Origin of the sequence: Enterobacter cloacae complex sp. I3 (assembly GCF_014896175.1) — a bacterium.
GTDB classification, from domain to species: Bacteria; Pseudomonadota; Gammaproteobacteria; order Enterobacterales; family Enterobacteriaceae; genus Enterobacter; species Enterobacter bugandensis.
Genome location: NZ_JADBQZ010000004.1, coordinates 62,146 through 81,121, shown reverse-complemented (window position 1 = coordinate 81,121; position 18,976 = coordinate 62,146). Strand labels below are relative to the sequence as shown.

Genomic DNA, 18,976 nt, shown 5'->3' with positions numbered 1-18,976 from the left:
GCTATGAATACGCTCTATCAACACCTGGCGGGTGAAACGCTCAACGACGCGCTGGCGCGTCTTGAAGCAGAGATCAAAGCCCGTCCGGCAGATGCAGACCTCCGCGCCGCGTTCGTGCAGTTTTTAATCCTCAGCGGCAACGGGACGCGCGCGCTGACCCAGCTGAAAAGCTGGCTGGCGCTGAAGCCGCAGGCGAAACCCACCGTCACGCTGCTGGAGCAGTCCATTCAGGGTGAGCTGCAGCGCGCGCAGGTGATGGCGGGGCAGGCGCGTCCGGCCATGCCTGAAACTCAGTGGCCGTGGCTGACCACCCTGGCCGCGGCGCTCCGCGAGGAGGGTGAGCGTGCCCGGTCGCTGCGCCTTGAAGCGCTTGACCAGGCGCAGGCCACTCCCGGTCATATCACCCTCGAAAACGATGAGGCTCAGCCGTTTGACTGGCTGATGGACGGCGATGCCCGTCTCGGCCCGGTGTGCGAAACCATCGTGAACGGCCGCTATTTCTGGCTGCCGTTTAACGCTATCGCCGAGATCCGTTTCCAGGCGCCTGCCAGCGTGACCGATCTGGTCTGGCGTCACGCGCTGGTGCGCCTGACTGACGGTACGGAGCAGGTATGTCAGATCCCGGCGCGTTACCCGTTTGCTGCCGATGCGTCGGATGCGATCAAACTGGGCCGCACTACCGAGTGGCAGCCGCTCGACGAGGACGGCACCCTGTACGAAGGGATGGGCCAGAAAGCCTGGCTCAGCGAGCAAAGCGAAAGCCCGTTGCTGTCGTTAAGCCTCGTGTCGTTTGCGACGGATGGAGCCGATGAGTAATCCCGCTGGCGAAGGCGATCTGCTGCGCAGCGGCTGGCAAGCCCGCAGCAGGCAGGAGAAGGTGGGGGCGCGCGACAAAATGCAGCCTTCGCTGCTCGATCGCCTCACCGATAACGATCCGGAAAAAAAACGCGAGCCGGCCAACAGCAACCTGATCACCCACGCCGCGCTGCGTCGTAACGTGCTGCGGGATTTGCAGTGGCTGTTTAACACCATCAACCACGATGCCTCCGGCGATTTAAGCGCGCTACCGCACGTGAGCCGCTCGGTGGTTAACTTCGGCGTCGCGCCGCTGGCCGGGAAGAGAATGTCGGATATCGAATGGCACGATATTCAGCGCAAGCTCACCGAGGCCATCATCAATTTTGAACCGCGCATTTTGCCGCAGGGGCTGCAGGTCCGCTGCGTGTCGGATACCTCCTCGCTGGATCTGCACAACGTGCTCTCCATCGAGATTAAAGGGCGCTTATGGTGTGTGCCGTACCCGCTGGAGTTTCTGTTTCGCACCGATGTCGATCTGGAAAACGGCCATTTTGAACTGAAAGATGCGGGGTAATCATGGAAAGTAAACTGCTCGAATATTACAACCGTGAGCTGGCCTACCTGCGCGAAATGGGGGCCGAGTTTGCCGAACGCTATCCGAAGGTCGCCGGGCGGTTGGGCATGCGCGGCATCGAAGTGGCGGACCCGTACACCGAACGCCTGATGGAAGGTTTCGCGTTTCTGACCTCCCGCGTGCAGATGAAAATGGACGCGGAGTTTCCGCGTTTCTCCCAGCGTCTGCTGGAGATGATCGCGCCGAACTACCTCGCGCCCACCCCTTCCATGGCGATTGCGGAAATTGAGCCCGACAGCAGCCGCGGCGATCTGAGCAACGGCTTTATTGTGCCGCGCGGCACCATGATGGACAGCCTGGCGCTGAAAAAAACCGGCGTAACCTGCAGCTATACCACCGCGCACGAGGTTAATCTGCTGCCGCTGAAAATCGACAAAGTGGAGCTCGGCGGCGTGCCCGCTGACCTGCCGCTGGCCCAGCTCGGCTTAAGCCAGCGGGGGATCAACAGCGCCTTGCGGATCCGCATTGCCTGCGACGGCCCGCAAAACCTTGGGCACCTGAATTTTGATCGGCTGGAGTTTTTCCTCAGCGGCCCGGACATTGAGGCGCTGAAGCTGCTGGAGCTGGTGATGGAGCACCACGCCGGGATCGTCTGCCAGACGGTCAGCCCGCAGCCGCAGCGACAGCTGCTGGCAACGGATGCGCTGCGTCAGGAGGGCTTTGCGCCGGACCAGGCGCTCCTCCCGGACGATCTGCGCAACTTTGACGGCTACCGTCTGCTGCAGGAGTATTTTGCGTTTCCGGCCCGCTTCCGCTTTATCAGCCTGAGCGGTCTGAGCACGCTTATCCAGCGCTGCGAAAACGAAAAAGCCTTCGATATCTTCATTCTGCTGGATAAGTCGGATGAACAGCTGGAGCGCGTGGTCGACGCCAGCCATCTGGCGCTGCACTGCACGCCGGTCATCAACCTGTTCCCGAAAGTGGCGGCCCGGCAGAAGCTGAATGAAGGCCAGCATGAATACCATCTGGTGGTCGATAACATCCGTCCGCTGGACTACGAAATTTATGCGGTAAATAAAATTTTTGGCAGCGCCGACGGCCAGCGCGACGACCAGACGTTTCGTCCATTCTGGAGTACCTGGAGCGGCGACGCGGGCAACTACGGGGCCTATTTTTCCCTGCGTCGGGAACAGCGCGTGCTGTCCGAACACGCCCTGCGTTACGGCACCCGTACCGGCTATATCGGCTCGGAGGTCTTTGTCTCGCTGGTGGATGAACAGCATGCCCCGTGGCAGGAAAACCTGCGCTACATCTCTGCCGAGGTGCTCTGTACCAGCCGCGACCTGCCGCTGATGCTCCAGCAGGAGCTCGGGCAGTTCATTATGGCCGACTCCATGCCGGTGAAGGGGTTAACCCTGCGCAAAGGCCCGACGCCGCCGCGTCCGGCGCTGGCGGAAGGGTTCAGCACCTGGCGGCTCATCAGCCAGCTGCAGATGAACTACCTCAGCCTGATGGACAGCGAAAATGAAGAGGGGGCAGCGGCGCTGCGCCAGCTGTTAGGTCTGTACGCCAACCTGGCCGAAACGCCGGTTGCGCGTCAGGTGGAGGGGGTTCGCCACTGCGTGCTGGAGCCGGTACACCGCCGCGTGCCTGAACCCGGCCCGGTCGTTTTCGCCCGCGGAATTGGCATCACCCTGACGGTGGACGAGCGGGCGTTTTCCGGCGCCAGCCCGTGGCTTTTCGGCAGCGTGATGGAGCGCCTTTTTGCCCGTCTGGTCTCCATCAACAGCTTCACCGAGTTCACCCTGAAGAGTCAGCAGCGCGGCGAGATAGGCTACTGGGCACCGCGCATGGGTAAAAGGGCGCTGGTATGAGTGACGCTGCCACCGCACCGCTGCGCGTGCATCGCCTGACGAAGCTGCCGGATACGTTCTGGCACGGGGTCCGCGAGACGCCCTGGCGCTACGATCTGTTTCAGCTGTTAAGGCGCATTGATGCCCAGGGCGGCGAGCGCTACCCGCTGGGACGCGCGCCGCTGCCGAAATTTGAGCCGCTGCGCATTGGCCAGCAGCCGTCAATGAGCTTTGCGCCGTCGACGCTGGCCCAGGTACGACAGCGTGAAGAAAGCGGGCCGCATGAGGTGTCGATCCTCAGCTTTGGCCTGTTTGGCCCGAACGGCCCGCTGCCGGTGCATATGACCGAGTACGCCCGCGAACGGATTCATCATCACCAGGACACCAGCCTCAGCGCGTTTGCCGATCTGTTCCATCATCGTCTGGCGCTGCTGTTTTACCGCGCCTGGGCGGATGCGCAGCCTGCCGTTTCCCTCGATCGCGCCGACAATAAGCGCTTTGAGGGCTACCTGGCGTCGCTGATCGGCATGGGACAGCCGGGTCAGATGAACAAGGGCAGCCTGAGCGCCCATGCCCGCTTTGCCCACGCCGGGCACCTGACCCGCCACGGGCGGGATCCAGAAGGGCTGGAGAAGATCCTGCGCAGCTATTTTAAAGCGCCGGTTAAGCTGGTGAGCAACGTGCCGCAGTGGATGCCGCTCTCCACCCGCGAGCAGGCGCAGCTGGGAGCAGGACGCCGCATGCCGCGCATGGGGGAATCCGCTTTTCTCGGCGTCGCCGTCCGCGACGTGCAGCATAAGTTTCGTATCGAGATTGGCCCGCTGAGCGCGGAGGAGTACAACCGCTTTCTGCCGGGCGAAGCGTGGGTCACCGAGCTGCGCGACTGGGTGCGCCAGTACGCGGGAATTGAGTTTGAATGGGAAACACGGGTGATCCTGCGTGAAGACGCGGTGCAGGGCACCACGCTCGGCAGCGATGGGCGATTAGGCTTTAACACCTGGCTGGGGCATCAGCCGCAGCCTGTCCCGCGTGGCGATCTGGTGTATCGCGCAGAGCGATAAATTTTTCTAACGCATTGTTATCAACGGAACCGAACATGTCAGAAATTAGCCGTGCCGTGCTTTTCGGCAAACTGGATACGCTGTTATTTACCTCTCTGGAAAGCGCGACTGCCTTCTGCAAGCTGCGCGGCAACCCCTACGTTGAGCTGGTGCACTGGCTGCATCAGCTGATGCAGCAGCAGGATGGCGATCTGCAGCAGGTCATCCGCCACTTTGCCCTCGACGAACAGCAGCTAACGCGCGATATCGTGGCGGCGCTGGACGCTCTGCCGCGCGGCGCAAGTTCCGTTTCCGATCTCTCCGAACATATCGACAGCGCCGTGGAGCGCGCCTGGGTCTTCGGCTCGCTGAAGTTTGGCGTCAGCCGCATTCGCGGCGGCCATTTGCTGATTGGTATCCTCAAGACCTGGAATCTGGCCAACGTGCTGAAGAGCATCTCGTCGCAGTTCACCCGTCTTAACGTCGAAGTGCTGATCGAGCAGTTCGACGCTATTTGCGCCAACAGCAAAGAGACGCAGCAGGCCGCTGCCGCCGTTGATGCACCGGCGGGTATGGTACCGGCTGCGCAGGGGACGCTGGCCCAGTATGGCCAGGACCTGACCGCTCGTGCCCGCGACGGGAAGATTGACCCGGTTGTCGGGCGCGACGAGGAGATCCGCCAGATGGTGGATATCCTGATGCGCCGCCGCCAGAACAACCCGCTGCTGACCGGGGAGGCCGGGGTCGGCAAAACCGCAGTCGTTGAAGGGCTGGCGCTGCGTATCGCCGACGGCGACGTGCCGGAGCCGCTGCAGAACATTCAGCTGTGGCTGCTGGATATCGGCATGCTGCAGGCAGGCGCGGGCATGAAAGGCGAGTTTGAAGCCCGTCTGCAGGCGCTCATTAACGAAGTCCAGTCCAGCGCCACGCCGATTATTCTGTTTATCGATGAGATCCACACTCTGATTGGTGCAGGCGGCCAGCAGGGAACCGGCGATGCGGCGAACCTGCTGAAGCCGGCCCTGGCGCGCGGTCAGCTACGCACCATCGGTGCCACAACCTGGGCGGAATACAAAAAGTACATTGAGAAAGACCCGGCGCTGACCCGTCGTTTCCAGACCGTACAGGTTCACGAGCCGGACGAAGCGAAAGCCATTCTGATGCTGCGCAGCACCGTGTCGCCGCTGGAGACGCACCACCAGGTCCTGCTGCTCGACGAAGCGGTCAGCGCGGCGGTGAAGCTGTCCCATCGCTATATCCCGGCGCGTCAGCTGCCGGACAAAGCCGTTGCGCTGCTCGACACCGCCTGCGCCCGCGTGGCCGTCAGCCAGAGCGCGCCGCCGGCGCAGCTGGAAGACTGCCTGCGCCATCTTGCCGCGCTGGACGTGGAAATTGAAATTGCTGAACGCGAAGCGCGCGTCGGCGCCGGTGAGGCCGACCGCGTAGCGTCGTTAATCACAGAGCGCGACGCGTATAAAACAAAACGCGAAGCTCTGGCCCGGCGCTGGGAAGACGAGCGCGGTCTGGTGCAGGAGATCATCCGCCTGCGCGCCGCGCTGTTTGCGGCGGGCGAGGAAGAGACCGCCGAGCTGCGCAGCCAGCTGGCGGAGCAGCAGCAGGCGCTGAACGCCTTACAGGGTGACGAGCCGCTGCTTTTTGCGGCGGTAGATGAAAACGTGGTCGCCGCAGTCGTCTCTGACTGGACCGGGATCCCGCTGGGCCGGATGGTGAAAAACGAGATTGACGCGGTGCTGAACCTTGCCGATACGCTGAACCAGCGCGTTATCGGCCAGCGTCACGGGCTGGATCTCATTGCCCGCCGCGTGAAAACCTCGCGGGCGAAGCTCGACGATCCGAACAAACCGGTGGGCGTCTTTATGCTGTGCGGCCCGTCCGGCGTCGGGAAAACTGAAACCGCGCTGGCGCTGGCGGAATCCCTGTACGGCGGCGAGCAGAACGTCATCACCATCAACATGAGCGAGTTCCAGGAAGCGCACACCGTTTCCACCTTAAAAGGTGCGCCTCCGGGATACGTAGGGTATGGTGAAGGCGGCGTGTTAACCGAGGCCGTGCGCCGTCGCCCTTACAGCGTGGTGCTGCTGGACGAAATTGAAAAAGCGCACCCGGACGTCCATGAGATCTTCTTCCAGGTATTCGATAAAGGCTGGATGGAGGACGGCGAGGGGCGCCACATTGATTTCCGTAACACCATTATCATTCTGACGTCCAACGTGGGCACCGAGCTGATAAGCGCCATGTGCGCCGATCCGGAGCTGATGCCGGAGCCTGACGCATTAAGCGGCGCGCTGCGCCAGCCGCTGCTGGAAGTATTCCCGCCGGCGCTGCTGGGCCGCCTGCTGGTGGTGCCGTACTACCCGCTCAGCGACGAGATGCTCGGGCAGATTGTGCGCCTGCAGCTCAAGCGCATTCAGCGTCGTCTGGAAGAGAATCACAGCATTATTTCTGAGTTTGACGACAGCGTGGTGGAACAGATTGTTCAGCGCTGCACCGAGGTGGAGTCCGGTGGCCGCATGGTGGATGCTATCCTGACTAACACCCTGCTGCCTCAGATGAGCCAGATCTTACTTACCGCCAGCCGCAGCGACGAGCAGTACCGACGCCTGCATGTCACCTGCGAGCAGGGCGAGTTTCACTGTCAGTTTGCCGCGTAATAATCATCAAGAGAACTGTAAAAGATGACGGATAATGATAACAATCGGACTGTCCCAAACGCGCTCCCGGTCGGGTACCGCTTCAACGAGTTTGAAATCAAAGAGGTGATCGGCGGCGGCGGTTTTGGCATTGTCTATCGCGCGTGGGATCACCAGCTCGAACGCACTATCGCTATCAAAGAATTTATGCCTTCCTCGCTCGCCGTGCGCGGCGACGACATGACCCTGGTGCTGCGCAGCGAGCGCTTTGGCAAAGCATTTTCCGCGGGCCTGAACAGCTTTATTCAGGAAGCGCGTCTGCTGGCGCGTTTTAACCACCCGAACCTGCTGCACGTCCTGCGTTTCTGGGTGCAAAACGACACGGCTTACATGGGGACGCTGTTTTATAGCGGCACCACGCTTTCACGCCTGCGCGAAGAAAAGCCGGAGCTGATCAACGAGGCCTGGATCCGCCGCACGCTGCCGATGCTGTTCGGCGCGATCAAGACCATCCACGACGAAGGCTATCTGCACCGTGATATCTCTCTGGATAATATTCAGATCCAGGATAACGGCCTGCCGGTGCTGCTTGATTTCGGCTCCGCGCGCCGCACCATCGGTAACCTTTCCGACGAAACGGAAACCATGCTGCGCCCCGGCTTTGCGCCGATTGAGCAGTACACCGACGACAACGAGAGCGAGCAGGGGCCGTGGACGGATATTTACGCCCTCGGCGCGGTGCTGCGTACCCTGATTGTGGGTTCTCCGCCGCCGGTCAGCGTGGTGCGCTCCATCCAGGATACCTGTAAGCCGCTGGTGGAAATCATGCCGCAGGGCTACTCCATTCCGCTGCTGCAGGCCATCGACCGCGCGCTGGCGCTGCACATGGAGGACCGTCCGCAGTCTATCGACGAATTCGCGGCGCTGATTGAGATGCCGGTCGCCGGGATCAACGACGTGCTCACCGCCAAAAAGACCGGCACCATGCTGGTTCCGGTTGAGGAAGAGAAGCCAGCTTCGGTGCTCGACTGGCGTCGCTATAAGATCCCGGGCATGGTTGCCGCGGGCGTGCTGGTGGGCGTTGTCGCCGGGGCGATGCTGTTCAGCGGTGGGAATGATGCGCCTGAGCAGGCTGCCCAGGCTCCGTCAGAGACGCGTCCGACAGAAACTGCCGCGAACGCGCCAGAGGTGAAGCCAGAAACGGCGACGGTGAGCGAGCCAGCGACGGCGCAACAGACGCCACCACCTGCCGACGCCAGCCCGGTCGCGCTGGTTTATATCCGTATCCAGGACGGTGAAACGCTGAAAGTGAACGGCGAACCAAAAGCGCTGCGTCCGGCGACCAACGGCTATGCCTCGCTCAAGCTGCCAGCCGGTGAGACGAAGATTGAACTGCAGGGCAACGGGAGAACGCGCAGCCAGACGCTGGATATCAGCAAGCCGGGCACCTGGCTGGTGAATCCTTAGTAATGCACGATCTTCAAGGCCAGAGACTTATTCCAAAGGTGTTCGAAGATCGTCTCTTCTCTTTATGTACAAAATCGCTTTAGGATTGAAAGCTCAGTTGGCTTAGTAGCGGTGGTCTTAATTGACCACCGTCAGTGAAAAACGACAGGCCCTTTTGTCTCCGACCCCGGAGAGTTAGCTGAAGCGAAGATGCGGAATTCCATTTTTGTCAGTGTTAATTACGTGTATAAACAAAATGTCGCTCATTTAAAGAGTAAATCAGGGTATTTCTGGGGAAGTATGGATCTTCTCGCAATTTTAATTTATTGCGCGAATTCAGTACGCCACAACAGAATCCCATTTCTTTCTGACGCAAAAGCATTTAGTGCTTCGTTGGATTATTTTGCAGGTGATGGTTTCAGCATTTTGGTCATGCTTTTTTTTGTGCTTGACTTACTTTTACTACTCTCTTTGTTTGCTTCGGCCTGGTTATTCTTCAAACGAAAGAACGGTGCAGTCAAATTTGCTCTTGCTCAGGAATTATTTCGTTTGATTTCATTCAGATGTTCAGTCTCATTTTTCCCTCTTTTAGTAAGCGTGTTTGGAATTTCAAACGTCTGGTTGAATGTAGGGTTATTTGTCACATCAGAGTCACTGAAAATCTACTCTCTTGTTTTTTGGATGAACGAGCGGGAAAAGCCCCTTTCTTGAATGATGCTTTATCAGAGATGCGACCCGCTTTTTTGCATCGCATAAGCTAAATGGAATAAAGATTATGCTCAACCGAATTACCGTTCAGCTCCCGGTGGAGGGGCTTCTGTTCTGGAAACTGACGGGCCGCGAGGCGATGTCCGAGTCGTTTGCGCTGACGCTGACCGTGCTCGGCACGGACGCGCGCATTGACCGCAGTAAGCTGCTGGGCCAGCCGGTCACGGTGACCATCCCGACGCAGAGACTGCTGACGTCCCGCTATATTAACGGCAAGATTACCCGCGTGGCGGTCAGCGCCGTTGAGCTGACGGGCACCCGCTATGCGGTGTACCAGCTGACGGTGGAGCCGGACCTGTGGCCGATGAAGCGCGACCGTAACCTGCGTATCTTCCAGGGCCAGACGGTGCCGCAGATTGTGAAAACCCTTCTGGGCGAGCATCAGGTCAACGTTGAGGATAAGCTCACCGGCAGCTACCGGGTCTGGGACTACTGCGTGCAGTATCAGGAGTCGAGCCTGGACTTCATCAGCCGCCTGATGGAGCTGGAGGGGATCGCCTATCACTTCAGCCACGAGGCTGACAAGCACACCCTGGTGCTGACTGACGCCGCCACGCAGCATCAGCCGTTCAGTGGCTATGAGGTCATTCCTTACCACCAGACGCCGTCCGGCGGCAGTACGGATGAAGAGGGTATCAGCCAGTGGGCGCTGGAGGACAGCGTGACGCCGGGGATTTACAGCCTCGACGACTATGACTTCCGCAAGCCGAACGCGTGGCTTTTCCAGGCCCAGCAGAACCCGGCGTCGCCGAAGCCGGGCAGCATCGACGTGTACGACTGGCCGGGTCGCTTTGTGGACAAAGGTCACGGGGAGTTCTATGCCCGTATCCGTCAGGAGCGCTGGCAGGTTGAGCACCAGCAGATTCAGGCCACCGCCACGGCGGCGGGGATAGCGCCAGGGCACACCTTCACGTTAACCAACGCGCCGTTCTTCAGCGACAACGGGGAGTATCTGGTGACGGCGGCGGGCTACCACTTCGAGGAGAACCGCTACGCGAGCGGCGAGGGGGAGACCATACACCGTACCGATTTCACGGTCATTCCGTCGGCGGTTGTTTACCGCCCGGCGCAGAGCACGGCTTGGCCGCGCACCTACGGCCCGCAGACGGCGAAGGTGGTGGGGCCGAAGGGGGAGAGTATCTGGACGGATAAATATGGCCGGGTGAAGGTGAAGTTCCACTGGGACCGGCTGGCGAAGGGCGATGACACCAGCTCCTGCTGGGTTCGCGTGTCGAGCGCGTGGGCAGGCCAGGGCTACGGCGGGGTGCAAATCCCGCGCGTCGGCGACGAGGTGGTGGTGGACTTTATCAACGGCGACCCGGACCGTCCGATTATTACCGGCCGCGTGTATAACGACGCAAGCATGCCGCCGTGGGCGCTTCCGGCTGCGGCGACGCAGATGGGCTTTTATAGCCGCAGCAAAGATGGCCATAAAGACAATGCCAATATTCTCCGTTTTGAAGATAAAGCCGGGCACGAGCAGATCTGGATCCATGCAGAAAAAAATATGGATACGGATATTGAAAATTCTGAAACTCATGATGTCGGTGTCGATCGTAGAAAAACCATCGGACAGGATGAGAATATTACGATTAAGCGGAACCTGAAATCAGATGTAGGTAATAATGAAACGCATAATATTGGTAACAAGCACGTTATAAACGTTGGGAAAGATCAAACCGTCTTGACCATGGATAAAGAAGGTAACGCGCTGCTGGAATCTGTGACCACGATTAAACTCAAAGTTAAAGACAACTATATTCTGATCGCCCCGGATACCATTGAGATTCACGTAGGCCAAGGCAACCTCAAAGCAGAGGCTGTGGAACAAGCCATCTTCAAAGGTGATGAGCTTACAAGACTAGGTGATGGGATCAATACCGAGCTCAAAGCAAATGATACGGTGAGTATAACGGGAACTAACCTTACCGATATTAAGGGCGCGATTGTAAAAGTTAACAGTTAATCTGCGTACAGAGAACGCTATTATGGGAAAACCAGCCGCCAGAGCGCGCATTGATTCCAGCGCACATACTGGCCCAATTCAAAGCGGAAGTCCCAACGTAATTATTGGCGGATTTCCGGCAGCACGAAAAGGCGACCCGCTTTCATGCTCCCAACATGGTCAGGGAAGTATTCTCAGTGGTTCAACAACGGTATTTGTGAATGGTTTGCCTCTCGCCAGGGAAGGTGACAAGACGGGTTGCAATACCTCAGCGACCCCTGCGGTCGCATCCACTCAACCCGCACCTCCGCAATACTGGGGCGGAACGGCGGCGAAGGATGCGGGTAAAGATGGTGCTATACATGGTGATGTTTACGACGCCCGTGTGCTTGGCGCCTATGCAAGCCTTGAAGATAAATCCGGCTTTGGAAAACCCGATACGGCTTCAGCCGGATTCGCACTTGCCGATATCACGGTCGGGAATACAAAAAGTCAGGATAAATATAAAGGCGAGGTACGTACTAAAGTAGGGGTGGCGACTGCCAGCGGCACGTTAGTGACCGATCGAGCTGATTACGGGGCGATTAATCTCAATGCAAACGCCACCGCAATACAATATGGCGCCTCGGGAAGCATTGGAAAAGAAGGGCAACAATACGGCGGCGTCGGTGGGGATGTATACCTGGCAACCGCTGAAGCGAAGGCCGTCAGTGAACTATATGACGGAAATAAAGGGCGTTATGGTTTTAATGTTGAACTTGGCGCAGAAGCCGCGGCGGTCAAAGGAGAGGCGACGGCTAAAGCCGATTTTTATGGCGTAGTCGTTGCCGATGGCAAACTTTCAGGGAGTGCAGGGAGTGCTGGCGCTTCTGCAGGCGTTGGAACCTGGATTGATAGCACTGATTATTCATTTAACCTTAAGGTGTCCGGTGAGCTTGCAGCGGCGCTCGGTCTGGGAGGGGATGCCAGTATCAAATTTGCTCTCAAACCGATCCTTGACTGGATTTATGACGATGATGAAAGTAAGCCGTCCCCAGTGGCGGGCAGTGGCGATGGTGTGATTAAGACTGGCTGTGTTACAGTCCTGATAGGAGATTAAAATGTGTAAATGGGGAACGTTGTGATGCATTGGTTTTTCTTTATAGTCTTTATGATTTGGACGCTAGCGCTTATCTGGAATGGAAAAGATTTATTTAACAAAAAGCAGTGGCTCCTTGCGGGGTTAATGTTCGTTCTAGTGTTAGTGGCTACGGTCGTCATTGGCTTTACGTTGAAATGGCTTGCTCAGTCAATGTCATTATTTTCCGTCGCAACGGCCAAGCATTATTCGATCATCTTATCCATGTCTTTCTTGTGTGTTTGGGGATTAAAGATCACAGTAGTGCTGCTCTGCACGTTATTTTCCGGGATTATGGGGGGGCACAAAAGATACAACGCGGAAAATTATGAAAAATTATCGTCTATGACACGTGCCGTGGCGCCTGGCTTACTTATCTTTGCTAAAAGCTTAATTACCCTCGGAAGCTTCCTTATGTTTTCGGGTTTATGGCTTAAGTAAGCGCGACGAGTGAGGTTGCATTATGGTTGCTGAAAAACAATATTTTTTTCCTCTTGAGATGAAGGATCAGGAAAAAGAGATTCGGGAAAATTTCTGGAAATGTCTCTATACCTCTGCAGAAAAAGAGATGCTTCATTACTGGCTATTGTTACCCCAGAATGTTAAGCCAGCAGAGTTAAAGCCGATCACATTTCAGGAGGTTGGGCTGACGAATATCGGACGATACATCGCCGATGACACCGGCCCCTATATTGAAGTCTGGGCTGCATATGAACACTGTCAGTGGGAGATGAATGCGTCAGACTGGCTTATAAATAAGCTCGATTTAATGGGTGAGAAAGTACTGAGCCAAAGAATAATTACGCATCCTTCAGGAAGCGGGAAGTTTGCGGATATCCTGTCCATTAAAACGATGCCATCGGGTGATGAGGTCGTTTCACGGTATACGGTGCAGAAGGATTATAATCCTGTAAATGGTGGGGGAAATTACTTCCTTTTGAAAACGGCTTGTGCGTCGAAAGATTACAACACTATTGCCGATACTATTTTCCTGATTGCTATCAACTGGGATTTACTGCATCGCAGCAATTTGATGCTTTCAGAACTGTTGAAAACAGTCAGCCTTAGCAACAAAAATGACAGTGGATTTAAAATTCCGGATTCATGGCTGGTGAATACGCTGGATGATAATCGTTTGGTAATTGAACACACAATAGGTAACGTTAACCATGGAGTGATTAATTTCTGTCTTTTCCGTCAGGCTGATTATCCCGCTGCGCAGGCTATTTTCGATGAAGCAACTGCGCGCTTTAACCGCCACGATAGTGCGGTCTCTCTTACGACATCGGACATTGCCAGCATCCCAAATGATATCAATCCCTCGTTTACAGGCGATCTTTATAGCTGTACGGGAGAGGTAGTCAGTGCTGCTGAGAATATCAGGGCTTATTACGATATGCGTATCTTTAAAATGAATGATTTGTGGTGTTACGTTGAGGTGGTTGGGCCTCATCGTAATCATCAGGATTATTATTACGAAGCCAATAAACGATGCATGGAAATCATTCTTTCTACGTTTCGCATAGAAAAACGATGAGCTGACAAAGTTAATTCATGGCCATCTAAATAAAACCATAGAAATGTGGTTTTATTTTTTGTTTCACAGAAATAATATCATAACCGCCCTCGTTCTGAGGATTAGTTAACTTCAGGCACTGAGATCAGATCATCGTGGAATAAAAAAACATGCTCAGCTGAACTATCGTTCAGCTCGCGGGAGTGGATATTCTGTTCTGAAAACTGACATCCCGCTATGTTAACTGCAAGATTATCCACGTGGCGAACGGTGCCGTTGAGAGAACGGGCACGCACTATGCTGTGTAACAGGTAGAAGTGGATCATCCGCAGGTTCAGACCACCGCCAGGGCAGTATTTGAGGTGACTCATGAGTAAAGAAAATTACACCGCGCTGGATTATATCAATTATGCTATTGACGCAATTAATCATCGATTAGATGAAAATCCTACATTTTCTTTATATGTTATGGCGAAGAATCAGTTGGACTATATTAAGTCTATTCTAACGGGGTCTGAGAAAGATAAAAGTAAATTGCACAAATTAAATCTTGGAGTGCTTGCGTCAAAAGAGTTTGATACAACCGATGCAGAACTTGCTCAGCATTTGTCCAATGTTAATTATATGGCTTCGCAAATGGGAAAAGGATTGAAGTTTATTCTCCCTCATGAGCAAGACGTTGAGTATTTGAAAAGGCAAAAACGATATCGCAAGTGGTAAACAACGTTTGATTAAAGGGTGCGGATGATAGATCTTTACAGCGAAGACTCAGTAATTAATCATTATGCCGATCGTTATCGTAACTACATGCCAGTTAATGTTCGTAAGGTAATAAGAAGCAGCATTGATGATTCAAATTCCTCTCATGTATGGGATGAAACATTACCTTTAATCACAAATGAAGATGTTTCACGCGATAAAGCACTTGGGGCGTTAGTGGGTTTGGCTGTTGGAGATGCAGTTGGCACTACTCTTGAATTTAAACGCAGAGACAGTGAACATGTAGCGGATATGATTGGTGGGGGACCTTTTCAATTAAAACCTGGTGAATGGACAGATGATACGTCCATGGCATTATGTCTGGCAGAGACTTATCTTTCAGAAAACAGAATGCATACTGATGTGCTTAGAAAATATCTCCTGAAATGGTATCTTGATGGAGAGAATAGTAGTAATGGTCGGTGCTTCGATATCGGGAATACGACGCGATTCGCACTTGAACAGTATATGCGTGTCGGACCTTCCTGGTATGGTAATACAGAGAAACACACTGCTGGTAATGCTGGGGTTATTCGTCAAGCACCGGTGTCTATCTTTCGTCGAAAATCGCTGCGTGCGATTTACTTCGAATCCCAGGCTCAGAGTCGAGCAACGCATGGCGCGGTAGAGTCAATTAACGCATGCCAATTTCTGGGATTGGTATTGCACTATTTAATTAACGGTTATCAAAAAGAAGAAGCTTTTTCCCCTCATGTTTTCCCACTGTGCGCGCGCGTAATGATCATAAATGCGGGTGAGTATAAGCAAAAAACTCGCGATCAGATTCGTTCAAGTGGTTATGTAATCGATACGCTTGAGGCCGCGATGTGGTCCGTATGGAATACTGATAATTTCCGGGATGCGATTCTGCTGGCTGCCAATCTTGCCGATGACGCTGACAGCGTTGCGGCAACGGCGGGACAAATAGCGGGAGCATTATATGGTTATTCCGCTATTCCGCAGGAGTGGAAAAATAAACTCGTACAACATGAACGTATCGCCAAAATGGCTGGTGAATTGTTCGATAGAGCCCCTGAAGACCCTTTCTTGTAACTGTTTATCTCCATGAAAATTCAGGAAAAGTGGTTTTTTTTGTGGCATGAGAAGTCAATCTTACAGCTACTCATTATCAAACCAGCAGCGTTTACGCTTTGCGTATTGAAATGAGTTAACTTCTGGCACTGAGATTAGTCCATAGTGGAATAATGATTATGCTCAACCGAATTACCGTTCAGCTCCCGGTGGAGGGGCTGCTTTTCTGGAAACTCTCAGGCCGCGAGGCGATGTCCGAGTCGTTCGCGCTGACGCTGACCGTACTCGGCACGGACGCGCGCATTGACCGCAGTAAGCTACTGGGCCAGCCGGTCACGGTGACCATCCCGACGCAGAGCCTGCTGACCTCCCGCTATATTAACGGCAAGATTACCCGCGTGGCGGTCAGCGCCGTTGAGCTGACGGGCACCCGCTATGCGGTGTACCAGCTGATGGTGGAGCCGGACCTGTGGCCGATGAAGCGCGACCGTAACCTGCGTATCTTCCAGGGCCAGACGGTGCCGCAGATTGTGAAAACCCTTCTGGGCGAGCATCAGGTCAACGTTGAGGATAAGCTCACCGGCAGCTACCGGGTCTGGGACTACTGCGTGCAGTATCAGGAGTCGAGCCTGGACTTCATCAGCCGCCTGATGGAGCTGGAGGGAATTGCGTATCACTTCCGCCATGAGGCAGACAAGCACACCCTGGTGCTGACTGACGCCGCCACGCAGTACCAGCCGTTCAGCGGCTACGAGGTCATCCCGTACCACCAGACGCCGTCCGGCGGCAGTACGGATGAAGAGGGCATCAGCCAGTGGGCGCTGGAGGACAGCGTGACGCCGGGGATTTACAGCCTCGACGACTATGACTTCCGCAAGCCGAACGCGTGGCTTTTCCAGGCCCAGCAGAACCCGGCGTCGCCGAAGCCGGGCAGCATCGACGTGTACGACTGGCCGGGTCGCTTTGTGGACAAAGGTCACGGGGAGTTCTATGCCCGTATCCGTCAGGAGCGCTGGCAGGTTGAGCACCAGCAGATTCAGGCCACCGCCACGGCGGCGGGGATTGCGCCAGGGCACACCTTCACGTTAACCAACGCGCCGTTCTTCAGCGACAACGGCGAGTATCTGGTGACGGCGGCGGGCTACCACTTCGAGGAGAACCGCTACGCCAGCGGCGAGGGGGAGACCATACACCGTACCGATTTCACGGTCATTCCGTCGGCGGTGGTTTACCGCCCGGCGCAGTCCACGGCGTGGCCGCGCACCTACGGCCCGCAGACGGCGAAGGTGGTGGGGCCGAAGGGGGAGAGTATCTGGACGGACAAATATGGCCGGGTGAAGGTGAAGTTCCACTGGGACCGGCTGGCGAAGGGCGATGACACCAGCTCCTGCTGGGTTCGCGTGTCGAGCGCGTGGGCAGGCCAGGGCTACGGCGGGGTGCAGATCCCGCGCGTCGGCGACGAGGTGGTGGTGGACTTTATCAACGGCGACCCGGACCGTCCGATTATTACCGGCCGCGTGTATAACGACGCGAGCATGCCACCGTGGGCGCTGCCGGCTGCGGCGACGCAGATGGGCTTTATGAGCCGCACGAAAGGGGGCTCTGTGGACAACGCCAACGCCCTGCGCTTTGAGGATAAAGCGGGTGCAGAGCAGGTGTGGATCCAGGCCGAGCGCAACATGGACACCAGCGTTAAAAATGATGAAACGCACAGCGTCGGCGGGGCGCGCAGCCATTACGTGAAGAAAAATGAGTTGCATCGCGTAGAAGCGAACCAGACGCAGGCCGTGAAAGGTGGCACCGAGATCCTGACGGGGAAAGGCAAGCTGGATGCGGCGGTCGAGCAGTATGTTATTGCATCCGGGACGAAGCTGCGGCTGGTCTCAGGTGAAAGCGCCATAGAGCTTAACGCTAACGGCAAGATTAACCTGATCGGCAAAGAGTTTAACTTCTTCGTGGAAGGGGATGGTTATATCACCACGGGCGGTAAGCTGCACCTCAATACCTCGGGAACCAAGCCGGGCACAACGGCGCCGGGTTCTGGGCATAAAGGGGATATTGATGCGGCGGTGCAGGCGAAGTTTTCACCGCAAGAGAGCGCTAGTCGTCCTGCCCCCGCTGCGGCTCCTGCAGCAGGCCAATCGAAACCTGCTCCATCTTCGGCGTCAACAACAGCCCCGCCTTTGAAAGGGAATTATGTTTATAAAAATAATCCGAATAGCTCAGACGTTATGCCTTTCAATGATGATGTTGTTAAACAAATCAACAAGTCACCGACCCTTCAAACTCAGCTAAAAGATTTGAAAGACAAGGGATGGGCGATTCAACCAGGTGCGACTGGAGGGGGAAGTTATACTGATTCGGATAATAAACTGATCGTGATGGATCCCGAACACATGGAAGACACGGCCAATACAGTACAAACACTGGCTCATGAAGCAGGGCATGCAACATATCCTGTTGCAGCGGACTATTCTAGTAAAGAAAATTTCGTTAACAGCCAGCTTATGGATGAAGGTGGTGCAACCTTGAATAATATCAAAATACAGCGTGAAATTCTGGGAAATGGCGGTATTGATATTGATATAGCAGGAAGCCCGGAAAATCTCAAAGCTTACAATGCAGCCTATGATAAAATGGTAAGTGGAGAGCTGTCGCGGGTTGACGCTGCAAAAGCTATAGGTAAAGTCTACGGTAAAGGCGAAATAGCTTCGGGTACCGATCTCAATTACAGCGATTATTACGGGGGGTTCTATGGTAAGTAGAATGACAAAAAATACCATCCTCTTTTTGCTCCCACTATTTTCATCTTTTTCTTACGCAGGACAAACAAACATGAATCAAGATTCGTTATGGCATATTGTTAAAGAACTCAAAACAGTCTGGGGAAAACAGACCGAGGATGTCAGTAAACTTTTCCATCAACCACTGGTCCAAAAAAATCCAGAAGTGAAAGACCGTTATACGTCAGTTCCATTCACATTATCTGATGGAACACGTATCAGCGATTTAGATGTTCGTTTATGGGGAAACGGAGATAATAGTGTTTCACTTGTCTCGTTTGTAATCGAACAGCCTTGCATTACGCTCGAACAAGTCAAAACTCATTTCCCTGATGTTAAAATTTCTAACATTCCTCGTGGGAATACCGCAGGACAATCAGTTGGATACCGAACCGTTGCTGATGAGAGAGGACTTGCATGGGCATTTAGTTTTCCGGTAATGAACCAGGAATGCCTAAATAGAGTCGTTATGTCGCGTTACGATCGTTAATAAGTGTTGTGTTTTCATGCCGGCACGGATATTTCGCTGCCGGTTTGCAGTATTCGTGAAAAGCGTAATTTACATCAAGTTAGTGACGATAAACGTGAAAAAACACACGCCTATATTTCTTTGTTTTTCCCTGATGTTTAGTTGTCTGAGTAGCAATGTGGTTTTGGCAGAGACTATGCCGCCCGTTCTGACAAAACAGGATTT

The 18,976-nt window shown here is 55.0% G+C and carries 15 protein-coding genes; all 15 read left to right on the top strand.

Annotation, left to right across the window (positions count from 1 at the left end; translation table 11 throughout):
* Window positions 1-3 precede the first annotated feature (3 nt).
* Window positions 4-816: a type VI secretion system accessory protein TagJ gene (locus IM271_RS04000; protein ID WP_047367782.1), complete on the top strand. Its 813-nt coding sequence runs from the start codon at window positions 4-6 to the stop codon at window positions 814-816.
* Window positions 809-1,372 carry a type VI secretion system baseplate subunit TssE gene (gene tssE, locus IM271_RS03995; RefSeq protein WP_028013485.1) on the top strand — a complete coding sequence of 188 codons (564 nt, stop codon included), beginning with the start codon at window positions 809-811 and terminating at the stop codon, window positions 1,370-1,372. Before IM271_RS04000 ends, tssE begins: the two co-directional genes overlap by 8 nt.
* A gap of 2 nt (window positions 1,373-1,374) precedes the next feature.
* A complete protein-coding gene (gene tssF, locus IM271_RS03990) occupies window positions 1,375-3,246 on the top strand; it encodes a type VI secretion system baseplate subunit TssF (RefSeq protein ID WP_045260272.1) in 1,872 nt (623 codons plus the stop codon).
* Entirely contained in the window at window positions 3,243-4,286 is a 1,044-nt protein-coding gene (gene tssG, locus IM271_RS03985; RefSeq protein ID WP_193052207.1) for a type VI secretion system baseplate subunit TssG, read from the top strand. The genes tssF and tssG overlap by 4 nt, the downstream gene beginning before the upstream one ends.
* 35 nt (window positions 4,287-4,321) lie before the next feature.
* Complete coding sequence (tssH, locus tag IM271_RS03980) at window positions 4,322-6,937, top strand: type VI secretion system ATPase TssH (RefSeq protein ID WP_193052206.1); 2,616 nt, start codon at window positions 4,322-4,324, stop codon at window positions 6,935-6,937.
* A gap of 24 nt (window positions 6,938-6,961) precedes the next feature.
* Window positions 6,962-8,383, top strand: coding sequence for a serine/threonine-protein kinase (locus IM271_RS03975; protein WP_047367778.1), 1,422 nt, complete (start codon window positions 6,962-6,964; stop codon window positions 8,381-8,383).
* 279 nt (window positions 8,384-8,662) lie between these two features.
* On the top strand, window positions 8,663-9,073 hold the full coding sequence (locus IM271_RS03970) for a hypothetical protein (RefSeq protein WP_226840400.1): 411 nt from the start codon (window positions 8,663-8,665) through the stop codon (window positions 9,071-9,073).
* A gap of 64 nt (window positions 9,074-9,137) precedes the next feature.
* The gene (locus tag IM271_RS03965) at window positions 9,138-11,096 is read left to right on the top strand and encodes a type VI secretion system Vgr family protein (protein WP_192971785.1); all 1,959 of its coding nucleotides are present in this window, start codon (window positions 9,138-9,140) and stop codon (window positions 11,094-11,096) included.
* Between the two features lie 22 nt (window positions 11,097-11,118).
* Window positions 11,119-12,174, top strand: a complete 1,056-nt coding sequence (locus IM271_RS03960; protein ID WP_193052204.1) for a PAAR domain-containing protein — start codon at window positions 11,119-11,121, stop codon at window positions 12,172-12,174.
* A gap of 24 nt (window positions 12,175-12,198) precedes the next feature.
* Window positions 12,199-12,633, top strand: a complete 435-nt coding sequence (locus IM271_RS03955; protein ID WP_028013479.1) for a hypothetical protein — start codon at window positions 12,199-12,201, stop codon at window positions 12,631-12,633.
* Window positions 12,634-12,655: 22 nt separating this feature from the next.
* Entirely contained in the window at window positions 12,656-13,729 is a 1,074-nt protein-coding gene (locus IM271_RS03950) for a hypothetical protein (RefSeq protein ID WP_047366826.1), read from the top strand.
* A gap of 348 nt (window positions 13,730-14,077) precedes the next feature.
* A complete protein-coding gene (locus IM271_RS03945) occupies window positions 14,078-14,428 on the top strand; it encodes an immunity protein Tsi6 family protein (protein ID WP_193052203.1) in 351 nt (116 codons plus the stop codon).
* A 24-nt stretch (window positions 14,429-14,452) separates the two neighbouring features.
* Window positions 14,453-15,520: an ADP-ribosylarginine hydrolase Tri1 gene (gene tri1 / locus IM271_RS03940; protein ID WP_028013475.1), complete on the top strand. Its 1,068-nt coding sequence runs from the start codon at window positions 14,453-14,455 to the stop codon at window positions 15,518-15,520.
* Between the two features lie 158 nt (window positions 15,521-15,678).
* Complete coding sequence (locus IM271_RS03935) at window positions 15,679-18,264, top strand: type VI secretion system Vgr family protein (RefSeq protein ID WP_101865802.1); 2,586 nt, start codon at window positions 15,679-15,681, stop codon at window positions 18,262-18,264.
* Between the two features lies 1 nt (window position 18,265).
* On the top strand, window positions 18,266-18,772 hold the full coding sequence (locus tag IM271_RS03930; RefSeq protein WP_223825968.1) for a hypothetical protein: 507 nt from the start codon (window positions 18,266-18,268) through the stop codon (window positions 18,770-18,772).
* Window positions 18,773-18,976 lie beyond the last annotated feature (204 nt).